Here is a 22,370-nt window from a genome sequence, read left to right as displayed (position 1 = left end):
GCAAGAGAGGTATAATGCACCCCATAAACTAGACCAAAAAAAAATGGTTGATCCGAGTAGGAAGGTAAAGGGGTAAAAGTATGGCAACAAAAAAATATGAACCAGAGTTAAAAGCAAAGATAGCTTTGGAAGCAATAAAAAATCAAAAAAGCACAGCTGAGATATGTAGTGAATATAAAATACCATCAACAAATCTATATGATTGGCGTGATAGAGTATTGGCAAGGTTAAAAGACCTATTTGTTGAAGAAAGTGAAAGTGCGAGAAAACAAAGAATCTTAGCGCAAGAAATAGAAAGTTTACATAAAGTAATAGGAGAATTGACAGTGGAAAATAGCTATTTGAAAAAAAAATTACTGAAATAAGCAAAAAAGATAGAGTAAGGTTTATAGAAAAAGATTCTGATCTGTCAATTAGGAAACAGGCTGATTTATTGGGGATTTGCAGATCTAGCCTATATTATAGGCCTATAATTAATAACGAAAGTGAAGTAGCAAATTTGATTCAAGAAGTATATTTGGCTTCTGATTGCCGTTATGGATATCGTAAAATTACTGCTGAAATCATAGCGAGTGGAGTAGTAGTCAATCACAAAAAAATCTTAAGAATTATGAAAAAAATGAAGATTAGTGGGCTGTATTGTAGAAAAAGATGTAATACAAGTATTAAAGAAAAAAAGCATAAAATATATCCTTATTTACTCAAAGATTTGATTATTTGTAGAGTTAATCAGGTATGGGCTACTGATATAACATATATTATGGTAGAAGGTAAGTTTATCTATTTTGTGGCAATAATGGACTTGTATAGTCGCTATATTATTGCTCATTCATTATCACCATATCTCGATGCTGGATTTTGCCTTTATACTCTCAAAGAAGCTCTAAAACAAGGTAAACCTGAGATTTTTAATAGTGATCAGGGGGTGCAGTTTAGTCTTGGACTTAATCCCATATAGGCTCCAACTGTATAAGATGTTTCAAACCTATGCAGATCATCTATTGCAGCTTTATATGTCATTGCTACTATAATACCAACTCCTGGAACAGTAGTTAATAATTTACAATCCTCATCTTTTTTGCTTTGTTCTGAGAGCATTTTATCAAGTTTTCTTGTTGATTCTTCTATTATTTCTAAACTATGTACTAATGATTCAATTGAGGTTTGGCTAATTTCATCTAGATTATTAACCATTTCTTGCACTTTTAAAGCAAAGTTTGCAGAACTAAGACGTTGATTAACTTTTATCCCGTATATTTTCAGTAATCCCCTTATTGTTCCCGCAATTTGCTCTCTGCAACGTATTAATTGTCTTCTGCTTCCAAGTATTATTTTAACCTGACAAGCTTCGTCTGATTTTACTAATACCTCCTTAAATAGCCCAACTCTCATCATTTGTGCTATGCCTCTTGCATCATTTTTATCATTCTTATTGATTCTCGCAGATAATGCTGCTGCCATATGCCTTGCATCTACACAAGTTACTGGTAATCCAAGATTCCTCAACTCTTTGCACATCGATATTGATAATTGCCCGCTTTCTATTCCTATGGACTCGTATTTTTTGTTTTGACCAAGCAGAAACTCAGCTATTGCACTGCTTTCACTTGCAACAACCCCTTCTTTAACAATTTTTCCTTTCTCATCAATGATACTAATAAAAGTTTCTTTGAGTGAGACATCTAACCCGCTATAATGTTTCATGAGACTACTCCTACTGTAAAAGTTTAAATTATTCTTGAAGAACTAATTCATTGAATTTGTTACTTCGTGCTAAAATAATGGAGTATGTCTCTCCATCATTCAATAGCAATTACAGTATGTACGCCTACACAAACTCAAAGTACTTATACACAGTTACACTGATTTATAGAAGGCTAAATTAAGTTTTTTGTTATTTTTTATCCTTTTTAGCCAAATAATTTATTGACAGTAAAGACAGTATCTTAAAAACAAGCCAGAGAGAATTTTTATTGGTAATTGTTTAACAGGGGGGGAAATTGTTCAACGCAGTAAAAAGTATATTTAAGAAGAGCTATTGCAAAATGCGAAATTTTCTATACTTTCTAGTTTCTGTCTTTATTTTAATAAATATACTAAATCTTAAAAAGTAGTAATCAGAAGAAGAAAATTAAAAGAGTTTTCTTGACAATTTTAAAGAGCAAGTTTTAGCAGATAACTATATGACAGAGGAATTTTTGCACGGAGTAAATGTTATAGAGGTAACCTCTGGAGCAAGGGCAGTACGTACGGCTAAATCATCAGTGATAGGTGTAATTGGTACTGCACCTGAAGCAGATGAGCAAAAATTTCCGCTAAATAAACCAGTGTTAGTTGCAGGAAGCTTTAAAGAAGCGGCAAAACTTGGCAAAAAGGGAACTCTTTTTTCAGCAATAACTGGAGTATTTACCCAAATTGGTGCAACAGTTATAGTAATTAGAGTTGAAGAGAGTGAAAACATCAATCCAAAATTAAAAGAAGAAGAGACGCTGAAAAATATAATTGGCGGTGTTGATAAAGAGACTGGAGAGTATCAAGGGATAGAGGCATTCCTCAGTAGTGAAAGCATAGTTCATGTTGCTCCAAGAATATTAATTGCACCTCAATTTACTCACCAACTACCAGAAGATGGCAAAAATCCAGTGGTTGCAGCATTAATTCCTATAGCAGAAAAGCTGAGAAGCATAATAGTAGCAGATGGACCAAATACTAATGATGAAGAAGCAATAAAATGGAGAAAAAGTGTAGGCAGCTCAAGAGTTTACGTAGTTGATCCATGGGTGAAGGTACTTATTGAAGAAGAAATCTTGCCAGCAAGCCCATTTGTAGCTGGTTTAATAGCAAAAGTAGATAGCGAACAAGGATTTTGGCACTCACCTTCAAATAAAGAGATAAATGGTATTGTTGGAACAAGCAGGCCTATTGATTTTACGCTCGGTAATACAAATTGTAGAGCAAACCACTTGAATGAAAATGAAGTAACAACGATAATTCATCAAAATGGCTATAGGCTTTGGGGAAATAGAACATGTTCAAACGATTCGAAATGGGCTTTTCTATCAGTGAGAAGAACTGCAGATTTAATTAACGATAGTCTGCTGCGAGCTCATCTCTGGGCAGTTGATCGAAATATCACCAAAACTTACATAGATGATGTGATTGAGGGGGTGAATTCTTATTTGGCCAATTTAAAAGCGCAAGGAGCGATTATCAGTGGAAAATGTTATGCAACTTCAGAATTAAACACACCAGCAAATATTGCAAGTGGAAAAGTATACTTTGATTTTGAGTTTACACCACCATATCCAGCAGAACAGATTACTTTTCGTTCACGGCTGGTGAATAGTGAAATATCGTAAATTTTATTAAGGGAAAAAAGGAAGAAAGATGCTACCAAAGATTTTAAAGAATTTTAATGTGTTCGTAGATGGTCGGGGTTATGCAGGAAAAATAGATGAAATTACGCTGCCAAAGCTTACCATAAAAACTGAAGAATATAGAGCTGGTGGTATGGATATTCCAGTAAATATTGATATGGGCATGGAAAAGCTTGAAGCAGATTTCACTTTTTCTGAATACGATACAGAACTCTTTCGGCTATTTGGGTTGATAAATGGAAATTCAGTAGCTTTGACACTCAGAGGTGGAATGCAAGGGAGTGGTAGTAACGATATTGAAGGAGTAATAATCAACCTTAGGGGCATATTCAGAGAATTTGATTTTGGTAGCTGGAAACCTGCTGAAAAAGCAACGCTGAAGTGTACTGTAGCTGCTCATTACTATAAACTTACTATCGGTAGTAATGAATTAATAGAAATCGATGCTGAGAACATGATCCGTAAGATTAACGGTGTTGATCAAATGGCCTTGCTGCAAACGATTTTAGGGATTTAATGGAATAGATGGATGCCTTTTCATATAACCACTTTTTTATTGAAAAATTACTGATAATACTGTATAATTATTAATGTTTTTTAAGCATTTGTGCTATGGCTTTATCTAAATTTCTCGACCCTAAAAATGATATAGCATTTCGCCGTATCTTTGGTACAGAAAAGAATAAAGACATCCTCATTCACTTCCTCAATGATATTTTGAGCTTTACTGGCAAAAATGCAATACAGGATATAGAGTTTTTAAGTACTATTCAAGATCCCGAAATTGCCGCTAAAAAGCAAAGTATTGTTGATGTGCTATGTAAAGATTCAACAGGAGTACAATGGATAATTGAGATGCAGGTTGCTAAAACCAAAGGCTTTGAAAAACGTGCCCAATATTACGCTGCTAAAGCCTATTCAAGACAAGCAGATAAAGGTGATCAATACCATGACCTTAAGGAAATTATCTTTATTGCTATAGCAGACTGTATACTATTTCCGGATAAGTCTGAGTATAAATCAAAACACACCATTCGGGATGAAGATACTAATGAACATGATCTAAAAGATTTTTACTTTGTATTTATTGAACTGCCTAAATTTTCCAAAACTAAAGAAGATCAGCTTTCAAATATAGTTGAGAAGTGGGTGTATTTTTTTAAGTACGCTGATGAAACAAGTGAAGAAGAATTGGAAAGAATAACAGGAAGTGACGTAATAATCAAAAAAGCGTACGAAGAGCTAAACAGGTTTAACTGGTCAGAAAAAGAGTTTATAGCATATGAACAGGAGACCAAGCGTATTCGTGATGAACAGGCTGTCCTTGCTCAAAAACTTGATGATGCCAAAAAAGAAGGAAAGATTGAAGGAAAGATTGAAGGAAAGATTGAAGGAAAGATTGAAGGAAAGATTGAAGGAAAGATTGAAGGAAAGATTGAAGGAAAGATTGAAGTTGCAAAAGCGATGTTGACTAATAATGTTGATATTAGCACTATTGTCAAGTGTACAGGTCTTTCTGTCGATAAAGTTCAAGAATTAATTCAAGTTGAGGAAAAATAAACCCTACTATCATCTTTATATTGAGAAATTTAGTATGAAGGATCGTTAATCAAACACAAAAACTATAGTAAAAAAAATTAGTTATGTAAAAGCCGATATAGACTTTTATTTAATTAACTTTTTAAGGAGGAACATGCAAGCTATAACACTTAATAACCCAATAACAGTTGATGGAATTTCTGTTTCAGAACTTACCATTAGACGTCCAAAAGTTAGAGACTATTTGGCAATAGAACGCATTAATGGTAGTGACCTAAATAAGGAAGTGACTTTGACTGCCAACCTGACATCAGTTGCAAAAGAAGCAATTGAAGAGTTAGATATTGCTGATTATGTGAAAATTCAAGAGGTATTAAAGGATTTTTTTTCACCAATTATCCAAAAAACTTGAGATTAGAAGTACTCGTGCTTAGCTCTATCATAGGTGGTGGAGTTGAGCACATTCTTGATATGGAATTTAACGAATTTATCTTATGGGAAGAAACAGCAAAGAGGTCTAAATGTCAACGTTATCTATAAAAATCGGAGCAGTCTTAGATGGCAGTTTTAATACTGTAATAAAAGGAAGTAGCAGTCAACTTACTCGTCTTGGTGAGAATATAAGAAAGCTTGATTCATCTTTAAAATCAGTATCAAAATTTAAGCAGTTGGGTAGTGATGTTTTGACTAGCAGGGGGTCGTGGAAGGGCTTTGAAGATCAAGTAAAATCTTTAGCTAAACAAATGAAAGCAATAGAGAAACCAAGCAAAACTTTAAAAGCAGAATTTGACAAGGCCAAAACCTCCGCAATAAAAGCAAAAGAAGCATATTTGAAAAAGAGAGATGCTTTGCATTCATTTAATGAAGAAGTAAGAAAAAGTGGAAGAAATATTAAGTCATTAGTAAGCGACCAATATAAACTTGGCTCGTCCATTGAAGCGCTGAAAGGCAAGTATGGTAAGCTTGGATCTGCAATACGTAGTCACCAAAGTTTTTTAGCAAGCAAAGCACATTTTAAGTCACAAATTATAGAGACTATTGGACTAGGTCTTTCGCTTGCAGCGCCAATTAAAGTTGCTATTGATTTTGAATCGGCCATGGCTGATGTAAAGAAAGTAGTAAGGTTTGATAGTAAAAAAAATGAAGCTAGTAAATTTGCTCAAGAGCTCAAAAAGTTATCTCGTGAAATACCTTTGTCAGCTGCAGAATTAGCACAAATAGCTGCAAGCGGTGGTCAACTTGGTATTGACAAAAATGATCTTATGAAGTTTACAACAGTAGTTGCCAAAATGACCACAGCGTTTGATATGTCGGCAGAAGAAGCTGGTAATGCTATTGCAAAAATATCCAATGTCTATGGAATTAAAGTTGATGGTATGGAAAATGTAGGTAACATAATAAACCATCTTTCAGATAATACTGCTGCCAAAGCAAAGGAAATGGTTCTTACACTGAATAGAATTGGTGGTAATGCTAAACAGTTTGGTTTAGAAATTGATCAAGCAAGTAGCTTAGCAAGTGCATTCATAAGTTTAGGTAAACAACCTGAAAAAGCAGCAACTGCTATAAATAACTTTCTTAGTAAACTACAGACCGCAAGAGAGCAAAGTCCTGAATTTCACGATGCATTAGATGAGATGGGAACAAGTATAGAAGAGCTCGAACAAACTATTAAAAAAAATCCTCAAGAGGCAATATTGCAATTCCTTGAAACTTTAAAAAGAATAGACGATCAAGAGCGTGCTGGTATTCTTATGAATTTGTTTGGCTCTGGGTTTCAAGATGACATTGCTCTTTTAGTAGGAAGCTTAGACATTTACAAGAAAGCTATTGAACATTTAGCTGATAAAGAAAAATATAACGCTTCAATGCAGGACGAATTTAACAATCGGGCAAATACTACAGCTAATAAATTACAATTACTTAAAAATGCAGTATTTGAAGCTGGCATGAATCTAGGGTCAGTAATGTTGCCTACTTTAAATTATGTAGCTGGAAGTTTGAAAGCAATAACAGAGCGTATAGCTTCTTTTGCAGAAAAATATCCAACTTTAACTACGGCAATCATGAGTACTTTAGCAGCTTTGATAAGTTTGAAAGTCTTAGTAGTGGGATTAGGCTATGGAATTACTTTATTAGGAAGTACAATTTTTGGTCTTAAAGCAACAATACTGACAACATTTTCATCTTTATCAAGTATAGTTTTTCCTGCAGTAATAACAGGGCTAAGAGCAATAACACTAGCTGTAATGACTAACCCAATTGGACTTTTAATAGCGAGTCTTGTTTCTGGTGCAGCTTATGTTCTCACTAACTGGCAAAAAGTGAAAGACTTTTTCTCTAGCTTTTGGAAATCACTCATTGAACCTATAGGAAAAGCTTTTTCATGGATGAGAAATACAGTTAGTAGCATATTTGCTGAGAATAGCCCGATTAGAAAATTTGAAAATAATGGAAATGTTGTTAATAGGCTTTCTAAAAATAGCATTTTCAGTAACGGAAACCCATTGACAAGTAATAGTGCTATTAAACAATTTTCAGAAAATAGTAAAGGCAATTTTGAGAGTTTTAAAGTTAAAGGTGTTATAGAAGAAAAAAGAGCTATGGAACAAGAAGAAATTGAGAAAGCATTCAAGAAAAGTAGATATGAAAATAGGGAATCTAAAGTATATAACCAAGCATTCTATCAAACGTTTAATATCAACATTAAGTCTGAAGATGTCCGCAGCGTTGCTGATGCAGTAATAGAACGATTTAGAGAACAAGCACGTGGGGCACTTTTTGATATAGTTGAAGAGTTACATTGATGTTGCTTGGAAAATGTAAGCTTGAACCAATAAGCCTAAGATACAGTAAAGAAAAAAGGTGGTATACAATTGAATGTATTGAAAAAACGTCGCTACAAAACATTGGCTCAGGAATTGAATGTATTGATCTGACAGGAGTGATTTATCCACATTATCAGAGTAATGGCTTAGAACAGCTAAAAAATATACGTAACACTCAAGAACCACACGTTCTAGTTGATAATTCAGGAAATATACTTGGGAATTTTGTCATTATTAATGTAGAAGAAAAACAGATATTATTTTTTCCTGATGGAAAACCGAGAAAAGTTGAGTTTATTTTGAAGTTAAAAAGTTACAGTAAGTGATTTATTATTACACGAAAGAAAACGAAATGTTGGATTACATTTGCTGGAAACATTATGGATACAGTAGTGGAGCAGTGGAGGAAGTATTGCTTAAAAATCCAGGACTTGTAGAACATGGAAGTTTTTTGCCCGCTGGATTAAAAATTAAGCTTCCTAAAATTCAGAGAATATTGAAAGAATCTGTTATAAATATTTTAGATGAATGACACCAGATTTTGATATAGTAGCAAAAAATAACCCAGTAACAGAGGTTTTAAAAAAGAGTTTAATATCACTACGTGTAACTGATGGATCCGGTACTACAAGTGACGAAGCTGAGATATGCATTAATTATAGCTCTAGCGCTTTAGAACTTAAGGGTAATTTACAGGTTTTTCTAGGATATAAAGAAACAGGTTTATTACCTATGGGGGTATATAAGGCAAATCAAATTACAATACAAAGTCCACCACAAACTTTAAGAATAAAATGTGACGCTGCAAGTTTAAGAGGATCATTAAAGGAAAGAAAATCAAAGGAATGGAAAGACATTACCTTGGGAGATTTGATTAAAGAAATAGCACAAGAACATGGGTATGAAGGTAAAGTCGCTGAAAGATTTGAAAATATATTTATACCACATACCATTCAAGCAGATGAAAGCGACATGAGTTTTTTGGAAGGATTAGGCAAAAAATATGATGCACTAGTAAAACCAGCAGGAGGATATATAATTTTTATTCCGAAGGGAGAAGCAAGATCAGCGACTGGAAAGATGTTAGGTACAACAGTACTTACACCTAAAGATATTATAAATTGGGAGGTAAATTTTAATGTGCGTAACAAATATAGATCTTTTATTGCAAAATGGCACAGTTATGAAAAGGGAGAAACTATAGAAGAGAAAGTGGGAAATGAGGGTCCAAGTTATACCCTGCAAACGCTTTACTCTACCGCAGAATCAGCAATTAGTGCAGCAGCAGCTAAGTTAAAACAACTAAAACGTAGTACATCAAATTTAAATGTAACTGTTCCTGGTAATCCAGAATTATTTGCAGAAGCTAAGATCAGCCTTTCAGGATTTTGTCAGGAAATTGAAGGTGAATGGGTAATTAGCAAGGCAGAACATATTCTGAATAACAGAGGATATCAAACTATAGTAGAAGCAACAGTGAGCAAAGCTGTTTAAGTGAAACTTAAGCAAATGGTTATTTAATTCTAAAAAAATGTTAGACATGAACAAAATAAGTAAGAACATTAAGATAAATTTTCTATGGCTGATGATAACAGTTATATGTGTTGTCGTTACATGTTGTTATACAAAGAGTAAAGCTGTGTATATATTTATTGTCATTAGGCTAAGTTACCGCTTTTTTTCCATTTTTATACTTCCTGCCCTTGATTAATTTGACCTGCTAACATTTTGTTTACAGAGCCTGCTATTAACTCTGCATAATTTATTCTTATGGTAAAAATTTCTTCTTCACTCTTATTTTTCCTTGACTTGACGCGTATGGTTTATTAAATACTCCCGTCTGTCAAGGAATTTCTACTCATGAAGGTTATGGCTTAGAAGATTACTGAAATTTTGAAAAATGTAGTCTACTTCTATATTCAAATATATCAAGCAGTAATTCAAAATTAGCTATTGTACCTTTTGCACTATTATATGCAAGGTTGAGCAATTCTCTGTCCTCATATAAATCAGCAAATTTAAACTCCATGCACCCTGATTGTTTTGTGCCTAGAATATCTCCGCTACCCCTCAGCATCATATCCTTTTCAGCAATATAAAATCCATCTTGTGACTCACACATAATCTTTAACTTTGAATACGAACTTTTACTGAGATTGTCATATAACAGTACACAAAAAGACGGTTTATTTCCTCGTCCTACTCTACCTCTCAACTGATGTAATTGCGATAACCCAAACTGTTCTGCATTCTCTATAATCATAATAGTTGCATCTGGTACATCTATGCCAACTTCTATCACAGTGGTTGCAACAAGCAGAGAAAATTCATTTCTCTTGAAGGAAAACATGACTTGATCTTTCTGATCTTGAGTTAGTTTTCCGTGTATTATTCCAACTCTATCAAAAAATGTCTTTTGTAACTCCTGAAAGCGTATTTCTGCTGCGGCAACATTGAGTTCTTCATTTTCTTCTATATATGGACAAATCCAATATGCTTTTTCGCCTCTATTTATAGCATCTTTCAGTTTTTGAATAATATCTGATACTTTTTTAACGTTCATAATAACGGTTTTTATTGGCAATCTAGATTTTGGTTTTTCCCTTAAAATAGAACATTCAACATCACCATACATAGCTTGCTGCAAGGTTCTTGGAATGGGAGTTGCAGTAACAAAAAGTATATCGGTATTTTCTCCTTTTCCTACCAACCGATTCCTCTGTATCACTCCAAATCGCTGTTGTTCGTCTATGACTGCGAGTCCTAAATTTTTAAATGTAACGTTGGCTTGAAATAATGCATGAGTACCAATTACTATATTTAAAATACCACTTGCAAGTTCGTTCATAATAATCTTTCTTTCCTTGCGCGCAGTTTTACCGGTAAGCAAAGCAACTTTTATATCAGTACAAGATAGAGCTTCTTCGATCCAATTATAATGTTGCTCAGCCAAGATAGTAGTTGGTGCCATTAGAGCTGCTTGCATGTTATTTTCTACCACATTCAGCATCGCAAAGAGTGCAACTACAGTTTTGCCACTCCCAACGTCACCTTGCAGCAGACTTACCATGCGGTATCTGGATTTTTGTCTTTCTGAGATTTCATCTATCGCTCGAATTTGATCATTTGTTAATTGGAACGGTAATTCATTTAAGACCTGCTCTTTGTATTTACTCAATATTATAAATTCTTTTCCCTCTTTTTTTACATGATTTTCCCTTGCAAGCTTTAGTGCCAACTGGTACGCAAATAGCTCATCATAAGCAAGTCTTTCTCTGCAAACTTCTGCTTCTGCGAGTGAGCTCGGTCTGTGCAATCTTATGATGCTTTCTTTCCAATTCAGCCATTTCTTTTGCTTGATTAATGTTTCATCTATCCACTCTGGCAAATCAGGCAAATCTTTTAGATTAGAACTTATTATGTTTCTAATGCTCTTGTTAGTAATACCGCGACATAATTGGTAAATTGGCTCTATGCAGGCTATTTCTTTAAATTGATTGATATCAGACAACATGTAATCTGGGTGAGTAATTTGCCAATGTTCGGCAAACTTTTCAAGTTTACCACTGATTACTATATCTGTTCCAACTGGAAATAATTTATACAAATATTTAACTGAGTAATTAAAAAAAACTATAAATAAATACTGACTTTCACTTTCAACGATTATTTTATATGGCCTACCTCTAACAGTGGGGCGCTGGTGCTCATACACTTTTGCCACAAAAGTTGTAAATTCTCCCACTTGAGCATCAGGTAGTGATTTACTTCTATCCACATAACTGAGCGGCCTATAAAACAGCAAGTCCATTACTCTGTCTCCACCGCAAAGTTTAGGCAATATTGCGGAATGAAACTTTAGTATATTCTCAATTTTACTATTTAGAAAAGTCAGCACACTTGACTGCTCATCAACATTCATACTGTGTAAAACCGTTTATTCATAATAGAGCCTTACTAAAATCCTGTCACCCTATTATGACTGTCTATGTTAAGTATATTATTGACATATTAACTATTTTTATGTATTATTATACTATCAGCAATTCATATCAAAGTATTAACAATGAACAACTCTATACAGGAAAAAAAGGGAAATCCAGTAGTTACGCTAAAGGCTCAAGCGGAAAAGTTTGATTTTAGCAGGTTAAGGGCTGATAAAACCAATGAGTCAGCAAACACTGGTGAGCAGATGTATGAAGATTTTCGAAGAATGAGATTTGTTATTAACAGCAAAAATCTAGACCAAAGTTTAATTGGTGCATTGATAGACGGAGCTAAGCAATACAATTTTGATGAAGTTTGGGATAGGTATTATAAAAATCAAGGGATACCTTATAATGCACCCATTTGTCTAGACCATTTTTTTCAAAGTGATCCGATTTTTAAAATGAATATGTTGATAAATACGTCGACACACATTTAAAGTATTTATCAATATATTCATTTACTGTTTATGATAATAAAGATCAGCAGGAACTTTATAATGTAGAGTCTGATGTCGCCTTCTATAGTTATACCAAGCAACAAAATCATTTATTATAAGATTTAAATCTCTGATACTATTTGGTCTATAATAATATATAGCTTCTTGCTTTAAAGTTCTCCATAAGCGCTCAACAAATATATTGTCGAAGTAACGTCCTTTATGGTCCATACTGATTTTAATATTAGCACGCTCTAATTCCATAATAAAGTTGTAGCTAGTAAACTGCACCCCCTGATCACTATTAAAAATCTCAGGTTTACCTTGTTTTAGAGCTTCTTTGAGAGTATAAAGGCAAAATCCAGCATCGAGATATGGTGATAATGAATGAGCAATAATATAGCGACTATACAAGTCCATTATTGCCACAAAATAGATAAACTTACCTTCTACCATAATATATGTTATATCAGTAGCCCATACCTGATTAACTCTACAAATAATCAAATCTTTGAGTAAATAAGGATATATTTTATGCTTTTTTTCTTTAATACTTGTATTACATCTTTTTCTACAATACAGCCCACTAATCTTCATTTTTTTCATAATTCTTAAGATTTTTTTGTGATTGACTACTACTCCACTCGCTATGATTTCAGCAGTAATTTTACGATATCCATAACGGCAATCAGAAGCCAAATATACTTCTTGAATCAAATTTGCTACTTCACTTTCGTTATTAATTATAGGCCTATAATATAGGCTAGATCTGCAAATCCCCAATAAATCAGCCTGTTTCCTAATTGACAGATCAGAATCTTTTTCTATAAACCTTACTCTATCTTTTTTGCTTATTTCAGTAATTTTTTTTTCAAATAGCTATTTTCCACTGTCAATTCTCTTATTACTTTATGTAAACTTTCTATTTCTTGCGCTAAGATTCTTTGTTTTCTCGCACTTTCACTTTCTTCAACAAATAGGTCTTTTAACCTTGCCAATACTCTATCACGCCAATCATATAGATTTGTTGATGGTATTTTATATTCACTACATATCTCAGCTGTGCTTTTTTGATTTTTTATTGCTTCCAAAGCTATCTTTGCTTTTAACTCTGGTTCATATTTTTTTGTTGCCATACTTTTACCCCTTTACCTTCCTACTCGGATCAACCATTTTTTTTTGGTCTAGTTTATGGGGTGCATTATAGCTCACTAGAATTCGCACTTGAATCTCAAGATGGGAAAGATGATGTGATATATAAAGATGGCAAATTGTCACTTACTGTACCTCGAAAATTGAGAGATTATAAAACTGATGGCATAAGTTTATTTGATATTATTAAAGAATATTTCTATAAATTCTGCGAGAAGTTAGGGTTCAAGTTTGAAGTAGAAATAGAGCATGATTTAGGTGATCCGATGAGCTACCTCGAAGAGGTAGCTCTGCCCATTCATAGCAATGAACACGAAAATACACCCTAAAACTAACAATTAAAATATCTCAAGTTCTGTTAGCTTATTTGCATAGTCAGTTGTACTAGACGCAACTTAATCTGACAGAAAAACTAATATCAATCTCTATGTTTGATGCTACTAATATTTTTCTAAAAAGCAATATGCTTGCTATCAAGAAAAGTCTGCATAGCAATATTTACCTAAATGAGGCCTTGTCTCAATTCCTAAATATAGCTGTGATTTTCTGGTTTATCATAGCCCATATCAGTCAAAATGCGCGATAATAGCACCATCAAAGAAAGATATATTAAAAAGATTAGCGGCAGTAATTGCAGTTTTCTCTGTTTGCCATAGCAACTCTTGAGTAGGTATCAATAATAATGATAATCTATATATCTGCTATAAAACCTCGAGATCCGTAGAATAGGGCTGACTAAGGTTCTCATACATTCCTGTATGCTGAGAACATAAAAGCTCTTTTGATTCTATTCCTAAATCCTCAAGTATTTGCTCCTGTTCAGCTATAAGTTCTGATAGCCCTGTTCCACTTTCACTTACTTCACTTCGTTCAAGACACATAAGTTCTGTTAACTCTGCTATGTCTTCTCTAGAAAGCTGATTTTTTTCAGAAAAAGTTGCTTCACTCATATGGTCCTCTTTTTGATATAAAGAGTATCTTATACAAGAGAATAACTAAAATAATCTAAACTCTTGTGTCATATTTGTAGCTTGGTGTAGTTATATGGTACATTTCAGATAAGAGTACTGATTATCTAATTGTAGGAGAAGACCTAGTCAAAATATAAAAAAGCAGTGGAATTGGGGGTGGTAAATTCAGAAGTGTCTGAATAACTGTGTGAACTAAGTTCGGAGGAGAATAGTATCAAGAAAGGAGAAAATTATATGGTCTTACCTTTATTGATGTATTAATTGAGAAGAGTTCTTCAAAGTTAATGTTTTGTTAGTTGTTTCATACTGAAATAGGAATATATAAATAATTAGGAGAATGTTATGCGGTCTAATTCCAATTCACTTAATAAATACGGATATGTATCTGATGCAAATGGATTGTCTCACCAACAAATGGGAATGTATGATGATTTAGGAAGATATGAAGTTGCTGATGAAGATATGATGTACCAAAAAAACTATGGTATTATTGGTGATAGTTTAAAAAAAATAACAAATCTGACTGGAGATACAGCAAAGAGTATAGCAGATTACCTTATTAAACCTGTTAGTGATCAGGTTGCAAAGCAAATCGTTGTTCCATTAGGAACGGAGATTATAAGTAAAATTGTCGTACCTATTACAAAGAAAGTTGCAGAACAAAATCAAGACATGATAAAAGAGCTAACAGATAAACTCATGGTTCGCGTGGAAGATTTTGCTCGGTTACAAATAGAAAAATTAAAAGAAGACGTGAAGCAAGAGATAACATCAATACCAGGTAAAGTTTTAGAGAAGATAAAACCTTCTTCATGGCTTCCATGGAAAGCAGAAAGTTTGGATGAAGCTTATTCTGACACTTATGTACCAAATGATATAGATGAATTTGCATGGTAGAGCTTCAAGGTTTAGCAAAATGTTTTTTGGTTTATATTCGCTTGAGGTTAACATCATTGGCATTAAGCTTTTTTTATGGAATATAATAGATTTCTTGCATAACCAGCCAGCTTGGTATCCAATAAGAAAATCTTGATTCCAGCGTCACGAGCTGGAACTCTTTGAATTCCAGTTATGCAAGAAATCTAATACCAAAATGTTAAATGATCTTACTGTATATCTACAAATTCTTCCTGTGATTTTCAACTCTAGAGGTTATGTTTAAATTATAATATCTACCAAAAAAATAGTCATTTTGCTTGGATATTTGATATAATTTAGATCTATTAAAGCAAAAGCATGAATGAAGTAATAACATTTGGTTGTCGTCTAAATTTCTACGAGAGTGAGTTAATCAAAGAAGCATTAAAAAAAGCAAAGAGAGAAAATGTTGTTGTAGTGCATAGCTGTGCAGTGACAAACGAAGCAGAACGCCAAGTGAAGCAAAAAATACGTAAGATCTATAAAAACGACCCAAGTAAAGAAATTATCGTAGTTGGCTGTGCCGTTCAATTAGATCCTAAATCATATAGTGATATTCCTGGTGTAAGTAAAGTGCTAGGTAATCAAGACAAGCTAAGAGCTGAAAATTATCTACTAAATAATGATGAAATCTTAGTCAGTGATAACCAAGTAGAACCTATTCTCATTAATGGATTTGAAGATAAATCAAGGGCATTTATTGAAATTCAAAATGGTTGTAATCATAGCTGCACATTTTGCTCAATTACTGAGGCAAGAGGGAATAATCGATCTGTGCCAGTAAACAATATTATAGAGCAAATTAAGATTTTTATAGAAAATGGGTATCAGGAAGTGGTGTTTACAGGTGTTGATATTACTGATTTTGGTACAGATTTGTTTGGTAAGCAATCACTTGGTTCAATGATTAGAAGAGTTTTAAAGGATATACCACAGTTAAAGAGGCTAAGACTTTCCTCTATTGATGTTGCTGAAGTTGATGATGAACTAATGGATTTAATAGCTAATGAGTCAAGACTTATGCCTCACTTACACTTGAGTCTACAGTCTGGTAATAATTTAATACTAAAGAGAATGAAACGTCGTCACAATAGAGAACAAGTGATAGAATTTTATCATAGAATGAAGAGTTTAAGACCTAATATAGCATTTGGTGCTGATATTATTGCTGGATTTCCAACAGAAACTGACGAAATGTTTCAGGATACAGTTGATTTACTGAAAAAAACAAATATAGTTTACCTACATGCTTTTCCATATTCAGAGCGGAAGAACACACCTGCTGCACGGATGCCACAAATACCAGAGAATGTGCGTAAAGAACGAGTAAAGCATCTAAGAGAAATAAATAAAGAAATGATGAGCAGTTTTTATCAATCTTTGCTCGGCACTGAGCAAAGCGTTTTGGTTGAGCAGAATAATATTGGTAGAACAGAAAATTTTGCATTAATAAAACTTACATCAAGAGTTCAAGCTAAAAGTATTGTGAAAGCTCATGTTAAAGGAGTGGAAAATAATTGTTTAATTGGAAATATTATTTCTTAATTTTTGTACATTAAAGGAATATATGATATAGTAGTTATACTATAAGTGATAATTCATTTATGATAATTAGAATATCTATTGCTTTATTTTTCATCTTCATTCCGTGTATCTATTTTTTTATTACTTATATCAGTAACAATACACACATTGAGCAAGTACAATCCTTAAAATTAGAAACAGACAATAATGAAAGTGTAATACGTTCTGAAGAGGTTGCTGAAAAAGAAATACCAATAAAATATCAAGAACTTGAAAGTAATTCACCTTCTATTTTCCAAGCAGCTGATCAGAAAAATATGTGGCCAAGTATTGCAGATCAAACTGAACCTACAAAGGAAAAATCAAAAAAACTTGATTTTTATGTTAGTGCTAACGGTGGTAAGATATACCATGATAACTCAGACACATTTGTAAAGGGTATAAAGGCAATAGGAGAAAGGTTTATTCGTTTAATCAATACAGATGATTCTGATCTTTCTTGGCTAGAAATTCAGATGTTAAGGCTTGTCAAAACTGGATTAGTAAATGAAATTAAGAGTATAGAGAAATTTAACGGCAAAATTGATTTCCAGTGGCTTAGGAGCGTATCTTTAGGTTACTATGCTGGGGAAAATGGCCGAGTTGATTTTGAAGCTATGTATTCTACAGCCAATATTGAAGATAGTAACTCTCCTCCGTTATTTGATAAATCAGCAAGCGTGTTTGCATTTTTATTAAACTTCTATTATAACTCCAGTATTCGAGATACACAATTTGCTCCTTATATTGGTCTTGGTATAGGGCCAACAGTTTTTAGATTAAAAAAGATTAATGGATCACCAGAAAATTCAATGCCACTGAATGTTCCTTGGTTTGCTTATCAAATAAAGCTTGGTGTTAATTATTTAATAATTCCAGAAGTTAAAACCTTTTTCGGCTATCGTTACTTTAGTATCCCAATACCTATTGCAGATGATATATCCACTCATAATATTGAAGTTGGTTTGATGTTTAATTTTTAGTAATAATATCTGTTCAAGGGCATCTTAAGCAAAAGTGGTCAGTGCTTCTTTTCTTGCCATTAGACTTCTTGGATAACTTAAGAAACAAGTAGTAGAAGCAATATTAGGGAAGGTATAAATTTTGAGCAGGTAAGTAAACTTGATGAAGAGAAGCTTCGAAGACTAAGAGGAGTAAAAAGAAAAACATTGGAAAAATAATAGAAATTTTAATAGAGGAAGAGGCCAAGAAAAAGGTAAGAGGAGGAAAACCAAATAAACAATGCATGTTTGTTAATAGCACTAGGCTCTGTGGAATTTACTATGAGGCTGCATATAGAGTATCAAAGTACTCATTAAGTAATGAGTTAGATGATATTGATATTAGCAGCTATAGCATGCTTGTAACAACTAATTCTGTACATTAGGAGCACCATGGCAGTGTTTGTATTTATGCCCGGAATGACAAGGGCACTTGTCATTTCTTGAAACTTTGGTAAAATTATCTTTTTTAGTAGGGTATAATCTGTTGCTTATCTCTTGGTTATTTACCAACTTAAAGTGCGCTAGGCGATAAATGGTTAGCTCTTTCCATTTTTCAAGCATCGACTCAAACATTAAGAAAGCTTCGCGTTTAAATTCATTTAATGGGTCTTTTTGCCCCATGGCACGCAAATTTATGCTTTGTCTTAGGCTTTCCAAAACCGAGAGGTGTTCCCTCCATAAATGATCAAGTGTCATGATCATAACTTGTTTCACTATCGTATTCCACAAATCTGTAGTTTGTTGACTATTGAAATATTTTTCTTTTTCAGTAAAAAATTCTTGTATCTTACCATTTACATAATTCAAGGCTTCTTGTTTATTCAAAAACTCTGCTAGGGCTTCCTTATTAAGCGTTACCCCGTACCTTGTGTAGAATTCTTTTGCAATATCTTCAACGTAATCTTCGTAGTAATCACTTCGTACTATACCTTCTATTACACTCTCATTTACTTCGCTATATACTTCAACTAAATCATTGACTTCATTGTTTAAAATATGATTTCTCTGCTTAAAAATAACCTTACGTTGATTGTTGATTACATCATCAAACTTCAGCAAAGACTTCCGCACATCATAATTTCTAGCTTCAACTTTTTTCTGTGCTTTCTCAAGTGCTTTATTAATCCATGGATGATGAATAGCCTCATTGTTCTTTAGTCCCACTCTTTGTAAAAAATTCCTCATTCTATCAGAGCCAAATATCCTCATTAAATCATCCTCAAGTGATAAAAAGAACTTAGAAAGCCCAGGGTCACCCTGACGACCAGAACGGCCACGTAGTTGATCATCTATTCTCCTGCTTTCATGCCTTTCGGTTCCGATAACACATAAGCCACCAGCTTTTATAGCAATTTCCTTATCTTTTTTTACTCTTTCGACTATTTCTTGATATTTTTTTTCTCTTTCATCAGCATTTTTTATTTTCTTGAGCTCTATTTTTGCAATCATTTCAACATTTCCACCAAGCTGAATATCAGTTCCACGTCCTGCCATGTTTGTTGCTATAGTAATGCTTCCTGGCACCCCAGCTTGAGCTATTATGTATGCCTCTTGTTCATGATAGCGAGCATTCAATACTGAATGCTTAAGAGAATAGCTTTGCAAAAGCGCAGAAAGTTTTTCAGAGTTTTCAATACTTACCGTACCAACAAGGACTGGTTGTAGGCGTTTGTGGCATTCCTCTATAAACTTCAATACAGCACTAAATTTTTCTTTTTCTGTGCCATAAATTTCATCATCAACATCTATTCTTTTAACAGGCACATTAGTTGGAATTTTTACTACATTTAATCTATATATATCACGAAATTCTTCTGCCTCTGTTGCTGCTGTTCCTGTCATACCAGAAAGTTTGTTGTACATACGAAAGTAGTTCTGAAATGTGACTGATGCTAAAGTTTGACTTTCATACTGAATTTCAAGATTCTCCTTTGCCTCCAGTGCCTGGTGAAGACCATCAGAATATCTCCTACCTTCCATCATGCGCCCAGTAAACTCATCAATAATTACCACCTTACCGTTTTTCACTATATAATCTTTATCAGCAGTAAACAGCTTATGTGCACGAAGTGCTTGATCTATATAATGAGTCAGTATAATATTGCTAGTATCATAGAGCGAGGAATTTCCAGGAATGAGGTTATACGATTTTAGTAATTCCTCCACTCGTGAAATGCCATTTTCAGTGAGGAACACTGCTCTACTCTTTTCATCGACTTCATAGTCAGAATCAACTAATTTGATTACTATTTTATTGATATGCTTATATATCTGATTATTTTCCTCAAGTGGGCCAGAAATAATGAGCGGAGTACGCGCTTCATCAATCAGTATAGAGTCTACTTCGTCTACTATCGCGTAATTGAAGCCTCTCTGAACCATATCTTCTTGAGAAAATTTCATATTATCTCGTAGATAATCAAAGGCAAGTTCATTATTTGTTGAGTATACGATATCTGCGCTATAAGCCTTTTTTCTCTCGTCGTCTGTCAAATTATTTGTAATAAATGCAACAGAAACTCCAAGAGAATTATATAATTTACTCATCCACTCTGTATCTCGTTTTGCAAGATAGTCGTTAACAGTTACGACGTGCACACCTTTTCCTTCTAAAGAATTTAGATACGCAGCTAAAGTTGCGACGAGTGTCTTTCCTTCTCCTGTTTTCATTTCTGATATCATGCCATTATGGAGAACCATGCCACCAATTAGCTGAACGTCGAAATGCCTCATGTTAAGGAATCTCCGTGATGCTTCTCGTACAACCGCAAATGCAGGTACGAGAAGGTCATTTAGTGTTTTTCCATTTTTCAGTTCTTGTTTTAATTCCGCAGTTTTACTAGCAAGATCCTCATCAGATAAGCTCTGCATTTCTTGCTCTAGCGCATTAATCTGCTGAGCAATTTTTCTGAAGGATTTTATTATCTTCTTGTTCGTTGATCCAAATATCCTTTTTATAAAAAAAAGTGACAACGTAAAGATGAAGAATATAAGAATAGTTGTTAAAACTAACGTAGAGTCTGGCATAAACTTAGGTAAAGTTTTATTTAATATGAGATTATATTACTAAACGTAACCTGCGGCAATTAGATTCAGAAAATCTTTATTTACAAACTAAGGAAAAGATTCTTGCAGATGAAATGTAAAAGAGTCTATTTATTTTATTAAATATTATAATTAATAATTAAACTTTCTTAATAAATTATTAAAATAGTGTTAAGCTACATGTATAAAACGGTTAGTGGAGTTACAATGTTAAGCAATATTATAAAAGTAAAATTAGAGAAAAATAGTTGTCCTTTTGAAGAATTAGAAGAATTTTTTGCTTCATTAAAATTTGGTACAAAAGGGTTTAAAGATTCTTAAATAAAATTAGTTTGCCAAGTATTGGAAGATTTCACCTTAATTCTACCAAGAGAGGCAGTACCTAATTCTTTCGCTTTGAAGCTTTTATCTTTGCTAATACCAATTCCCGTTACACGGGAAACAGATAGACAATAATGGAAGAAAAGCCATAATGAAATAAGTGAAATAGTTTAGGTATAAATGGCACTCAGATCAAAATTATTGGATGAAGAAGTAGTAAAATCAGCAAAAGAGATGCTGAAGAAAGTAAGGAATAATGCATATGTTTCAAAAAAACTAAACGCTGTAATTGCAGCAAAAAAGTACAGTATAACGTCTGTAGCAAAAATATATTGCATTTCAAGAAAGGCACTAACTTCGTGGATAAAACTCTTGAAATTTGGCAGAGAAGAAAAACTGTTTGCTTCTCGATCACGCCGAAGAAAAACTAAATTAAATCAGGCTCAACTACAGCAAATTGAAGCATGGATAGAAGAAAACCCTAATATTACCATTAAAGAAATGAGAATAAGAATACAGGAAAAGTTCGACTTAAATATTAGCAAATCTACAGTACACCGCCATATGCAAAAGATGAAATTTTCATATATTACACCAAGACCAGTACACAACGTACAAGATAAAAGTAAACAAGAGGAATTCAAAAAAAAATCTCAATGAAGTTATTGGAAAGTATCCTGAAAAAGAGCTATTTTTCTTTGATGAATCAAGGTTTGGCACACATTCGAAAGTTGGGCATGGATGGTTTAAAAAAGGTACTAGAACTCGGGTTAAAATAAAGTTAGGTAGGCATAATTTTTATCTCTACAGTGCAGTTAATCCTAAAAATGGAGAGAGTTTTAGCTTATTTGCACCAAATGTTAACACTGATTGCATGAATATATTTCTTGAGCAAATGTTGCAATATCTAGGGACAAGAGAAGCTGTTCTTGTTATGGACTGTGCTAGTTGGCATAAGTCAAAAAATTTAAAGGTACCTAAAAACATTGAGATTATATACCTACCTCCATATTCACCTGAACTTAATCCTGTTGAGAGGCTTTGGTTATATATAAAACAGAACATTTTGCGCAATAAAATATACAGTACTATTGCTTTGCTTGAGAGCACTTTATGCAAATTTCTTACCTCTCTTGCTACTTCTACAATTAAACAACTCTGCTCTGTTTCCTATTTGACTCCACAACAATGAGAATTGGTATAAGTTCTACACAATATAAGAATTG

19 protein-coding genes and 2 pseudogenes are annotated in these 22,370 nt (G+C 33.4%); 16 read left to right on the top strand and 5 right to left on the bottom strand.

The genetic code is table 11. The features are described 5' to 3' along the window. Positions 1-80: 80 nt before the first annotated feature. Positions 81-937, top strand: a pseudogene (locus tag OOK99_RS03410) (IS3 family transposase); the annotation flags it as partial. On the opposite strand, the gene OOK99_RS03405 reads toward OOK99_RS03410, so the two are convergent. Next, positions 919-1,704 (bottom strand): IS110 family RNA-guided transposase, encoded by a 786-nt coding sequence (locus OOK99_RS03405; protein ID WP_264719371.1) that lies wholly within the window; start codon positions 1,702-1,704, stop codon positions 919-921. The pseudogene OOK99_RS03410 and the gene OOK99_RS03405 sit on opposite strands and share 19 nt — an antisense overlap. A 479-nt stretch (positions 1,705-2,183) precedes the next feature. Between OOK99_RS03405 and OOK99_RS03400 the strand changes: the two genes are divergently transcribed. The 9 genes from OOK99_RS03400 (at position 2,184) to OOK99_RS03360 (ending at position 9,238) form a co-directional block, all read left to right on the top strand. Further along, positions 2,184-3,359, top strand: a complete 1,176-nt coding sequence (locus OOK99_RS03400; protein WP_264720199.1) for a phage tail sheath subtilisin-like domain-containing protein — start codon at positions 2,184-2,186, stop codon at positions 3,357-3,359. A 28-nt stretch (positions 3,360-3,387) separates the two neighbouring features. Next, positions 3,388-3,894: a phage major tail tube protein gene (locus OOK99_RS03395; RefSeq protein WP_264719400.1), complete on the top strand. Its 507-nt coding sequence runs from the start codon at positions 3,388-3,390 to the stop codon at positions 3,892-3,894. A 95-nt stretch (positions 3,895-3,989) separates the two neighbouring features. After that, positions 3,990-4,937: an Rpn family recombination-promoting nuclease/putative transposase gene (locus OOK99_RS03390; RefSeq protein ID WP_264720198.1), complete on the top strand. Its 948-nt coding sequence runs from the start codon at positions 3,990-3,992 to the stop codon at positions 4,935-4,937. A 133-nt stretch (positions 4,938-5,070) separates the two neighbouring features. Next, positions 5,071-5,328: a phage tail assembly protein gene (locus OOK99_RS03385; protein ID WP_017532593.1), complete on the top strand. Its 258-nt coding sequence runs from the start codon at positions 5,071-5,073 to the stop codon at positions 5,326-5,328. Further along, positions 5,325-5,456: a hypothetical protein gene (locus OOK99_RS03380; protein ID WP_017532594.1), complete on the top strand. Its 132-nt coding sequence runs from the start codon at positions 5,325-5,327 to the stop codon at positions 5,454-5,456. The genes OOK99_RS03385 and OOK99_RS03380 overlap by 4 nt, the downstream gene beginning before the upstream one ends. Beyond that, positions 5,438-7,723, top strand: a complete 2,286-nt coding sequence (locus tag OOK99_RS03375; RefSeq protein ID WP_264719398.1) for a phage tail tape measure protein — start codon at positions 5,438-5,440, stop codon at positions 7,721-7,723. Before OOK99_RS03380 ends, OOK99_RS03375 begins: the two co-directional genes overlap by 19 nt. Beyond that, entirely contained in the window at positions 7,723-8,070 is a 348-nt protein-coding gene (locus tag OOK99_RS03370; RefSeq protein WP_264719396.1) for a phage tail protein, read from the top strand. Before OOK99_RS03375 ends, OOK99_RS03370 begins: the two co-directional genes overlap by 1 nt. Before the next feature lie 26 nt (positions 8,071-8,096). Beyond that, positions 8,097-8,276, top strand: coding sequence for a tail protein X (locus OOK99_RS03365; RefSeq protein ID WP_264719395.1), 180 nt, complete (start codon positions 8,097-8,099; stop codon positions 8,274-8,276). Further along, complete coding sequence (locus OOK99_RS03360; RefSeq protein WP_264719393.1) at positions 8,273-9,238, top strand: phage late control D family protein; 966 nt, start codon at positions 8,273-8,275, stop codon at positions 9,236-9,238. Before OOK99_RS03365 ends, OOK99_RS03360 begins: the two co-directional genes overlap by 4 nt. 388 nt (positions 9,239-9,626) lie before the next feature. Here OOK99_RS03360 and recG read toward each other — a convergent pair whose 3' ends face one another. Then, positions 9,627-11,666 carry an ATP-dependent DNA helicase RecG gene (gene recG, locus OOK99_RS03355; protein WP_264720196.1) on the bottom strand — a complete coding sequence of 680 codons (2,040 nt, stop codon included), beginning with the start codon at positions 11,664-11,666 and terminating at the stop codon, positions 9,627-9,629. 144 nt (positions 11,667-11,810) lie between these two features. On the opposite strand from recG, the gene OOK99_RS03350 reads away from it, so the two are divergent. Next, positions 11,811-12,170 carry a hypothetical protein gene (locus OOK99_RS03350; RefSeq protein WP_264720194.1) on the top strand — a complete coding sequence of 120 codons (360 nt, stop codon included), beginning with the start codon at positions 11,811-11,813 and terminating at the stop codon, positions 12,168-12,170. Between the two features lie 21 nt (positions 12,171-12,191). Here OOK99_RS03350 and OOK99_RS03345 read toward each other — a convergent pair. Then, a protein-coding gene (locus OOK99_RS03345; RefSeq protein WP_264720192.1) for an IS3 family transposase occupies positions 12,192-13,306 on the bottom strand; the annotation gives its coding sequence in 2 pieces (ribosomal slippage) (positions 12,192-13,033 and positions 13,033-13,306; 1,116 coding nt in all). Positions 13,307-13,375: 69 nt separating this feature from the next. On the opposite strand from OOK99_RS03345, the pseudogene OOK99_RS03340 reads away from it, so the two are divergent. Further along, positions 13,376-13,651: pseudogene (locus OOK99_RS03340) on the top strand (hypothetical protein); the annotation flags it as partial. A 372-nt stretch (positions 13,652-14,023) separates the two neighbouring features. On the opposite strand, the gene OOK99_RS03335 reads toward OOK99_RS03340, so the two are convergent. Then, positions 14,024-14,272, bottom strand: coding sequence for a hypothetical protein (locus tag OOK99_RS03335; RefSeq protein WP_264720191.1), 249 nt, complete (start codon positions 14,270-14,272; stop codon positions 14,024-14,026). A 363-nt stretch (positions 14,273-14,635) separates the two neighbouring features. Here OOK99_RS03335 and OOK99_RS03330 point away from each other — a divergent pair, with 363 nt between their 5' ends. The 3 genes from OOK99_RS03330 to OOK99_RS03320 all read left to right on the top strand — a co-directional run bounded on the left by OOK99_RS03330 (position 14,636) and on the right by OOK99_RS03320 (position 17,757). Beyond that, positions 14,636-15,190: a hypothetical protein gene (locus OOK99_RS03330; RefSeq protein WP_264377991.1), complete on the top strand. Its 555-nt coding sequence runs from the start codon at positions 14,636-14,638 to the stop codon at positions 15,188-15,190. A gap of 339 nt (positions 15,191-15,529) precedes the next feature. Continuing rightward, positions 15,530-16,756, top strand: coding sequence for a tRNA (N(6)-L-threonylcarbamoyladenosine(37)-C(2))-methylthiotransferase MtaB (mtaB, locus tag OOK99_RS03325; RefSeq protein WP_264720190.1), 1,227 nt, complete (start codon positions 15,530-15,532; stop codon positions 16,754-16,756). Between the two features lie 59 nt (positions 16,757-16,815). Beyond that, complete coding sequence (locus tag OOK99_RS03320) at positions 16,816-17,757, top strand: P44/Msp2 family outer membrane protein (RefSeq protein WP_264720189.1); 942 nt, start codon at positions 16,816-16,818, stop codon at positions 17,755-17,757. Positions 17,758-18,144: 387 nt separating this feature from the next. Here OOK99_RS03320 and secA read toward each other — a convergent pair whose 3' ends face one another. Beyond that, positions 18,145-20,805 carry a preprotein translocase subunit SecA gene (gene secA / locus OOK99_RS03315; RefSeq protein ID WP_264720187.1) on the bottom strand — a complete coding sequence of 887 codons (2,661 nt, stop codon included), beginning with the start codon at positions 20,803-20,805 and terminating at the stop codon, positions 18,145-18,147. 519 nt (positions 20,806-21,324) lie between these two features. Here secA and OOK99_RS03310 point away from each other — a divergent pair. After that, positions 21,325-22,336, top strand: a protein-coding gene (locus OOK99_RS03310; RefSeq protein WP_264719402.1) for an IS630 family transposase whose coding sequence is annotated in 2 segments (ribosomal slippage) — positions 21,325-21,786 and positions 21,788-22,336 — 1,011 coding nt in all. Because the reading frame shifts where the segments join, the coding sequence is not laid out codon by codon here. The last annotated feature ends 34 nt before the right edge of the window (positions 22,337-22,370 follow it).

Source organism: Wolbachia endosymbiont (group B) of Eucosma cana (assembly GCF_947250645.1).
In the GTDB taxonomy this organism is placed as follows: Bacteria; Pseudomonadota; Alphaproteobacteria; order Rickettsiales; family Anaplasmataceae; genus Wolbachia.
The sequence above is the reverse complement of the archived record's forward strand: the minus strand, read 5'-3'. Positions and strand labels throughout refer to the sequence as shown.

Coding starts and splice junctions, on each gene's coding strand:
- OOK99_RS03405 (WP_264719371.1), bottom strand. CDS start 1,704: ATGAAACATTATAGCGGGTTAGATGTCTCACTCAAAGAAACTTTTATT.
- OOK99_RS03400 (WP_264720199.1), top strand. CDS start 2,184: ATGACAGAGGAATTTTTGCACGGAGTAAATGTTATAGAGGTAACCTCT.
- OOK99_RS03395 (WP_264719400.1), top strand. CDS start 3,388: ATGCTACCAAAGATTTTAAAGAATTTTAATGTGTTCGTAGATGGTCGG.
- OOK99_RS03390 (WP_264720198.1), top strand. CDS start 3,990: ATGGCTTTATCTAAATTTCTCGACCCTAAAAATGATATAGCATTTCGC.
- OOK99_RS03385 (WP_017532593.1), top strand. CDS start 5,071: ATGCAAGCTATAACACTTAATAACCCAATAACAGTTGATGGAATTTCT.
- OOK99_RS03375 (WP_264719398.1), top strand. CDS start 5,438: ATGTCAACGTTATCTATAAAAATCGGAGCAGTCTTAGATGGCAGTTTT.
- OOK99_RS03370 (WP_264719396.1), top strand. CDS start 7,723: ATGTTGCTTGGAAAATGTAAGCTTGAACCAATAAGCCTAAGATACAGT.
- OOK99_RS03365 (WP_264719395.1), top strand. CDS start 8,097: ATGTTGGATTACATTTGCTGGAAACATTATGGATACAGTAGTGGAGCA.
- OOK99_RS03360 (WP_264719393.1), top strand. CDS start 8,273: ATGACACCAGATTTTGATATAGTAGCAAAAAATAACCCAGTAACAGAG.
- recG (WP_264720196.1), bottom strand. CDS start 11,666: ATGAATGTTGATGAGCAGTCAAGTGTGCTGACTTTTCTAAATAGTAAA.
- OOK99_RS03350 (WP_264720194.1), top strand. CDS start 11,811: ATGAACAACTCTATACAGGAAAAAAAGGGAAATCCAGTAGTTACGCTA.
- OOK99_RS03335 (WP_264720191.1), bottom strand. CDS start 14,272: ATGAGTGAAGCAACTTTTTCTGAAAAAAATCAGCTTTCTAGAGAAGAC.
- OOK99_RS03330 (WP_264377991.1), top strand. CDS start 14,636: ATGCGGTCTAATTCCAATTCACTTAATAAATACGGATATGTATCTGAT.
- mtaB (WP_264720190.1), top strand. CDS start 15,530: ATGAATGAAGTAATAACATTTGGTTGTCGTCTAAATTTCTACGAGAGT.
- OOK99_RS03320 (WP_264720189.1), top strand. CDS start 16,816: ATGATAATTAGAATATCTATTGCTTTATTTTTCATCTTCATTCCGTGT.
- secA (WP_264720187.1), bottom strand. CDS start 20,805: ATGCCAGACTCTACGTTAGTTTTAACAACTATTCTTATATTCTTCATC.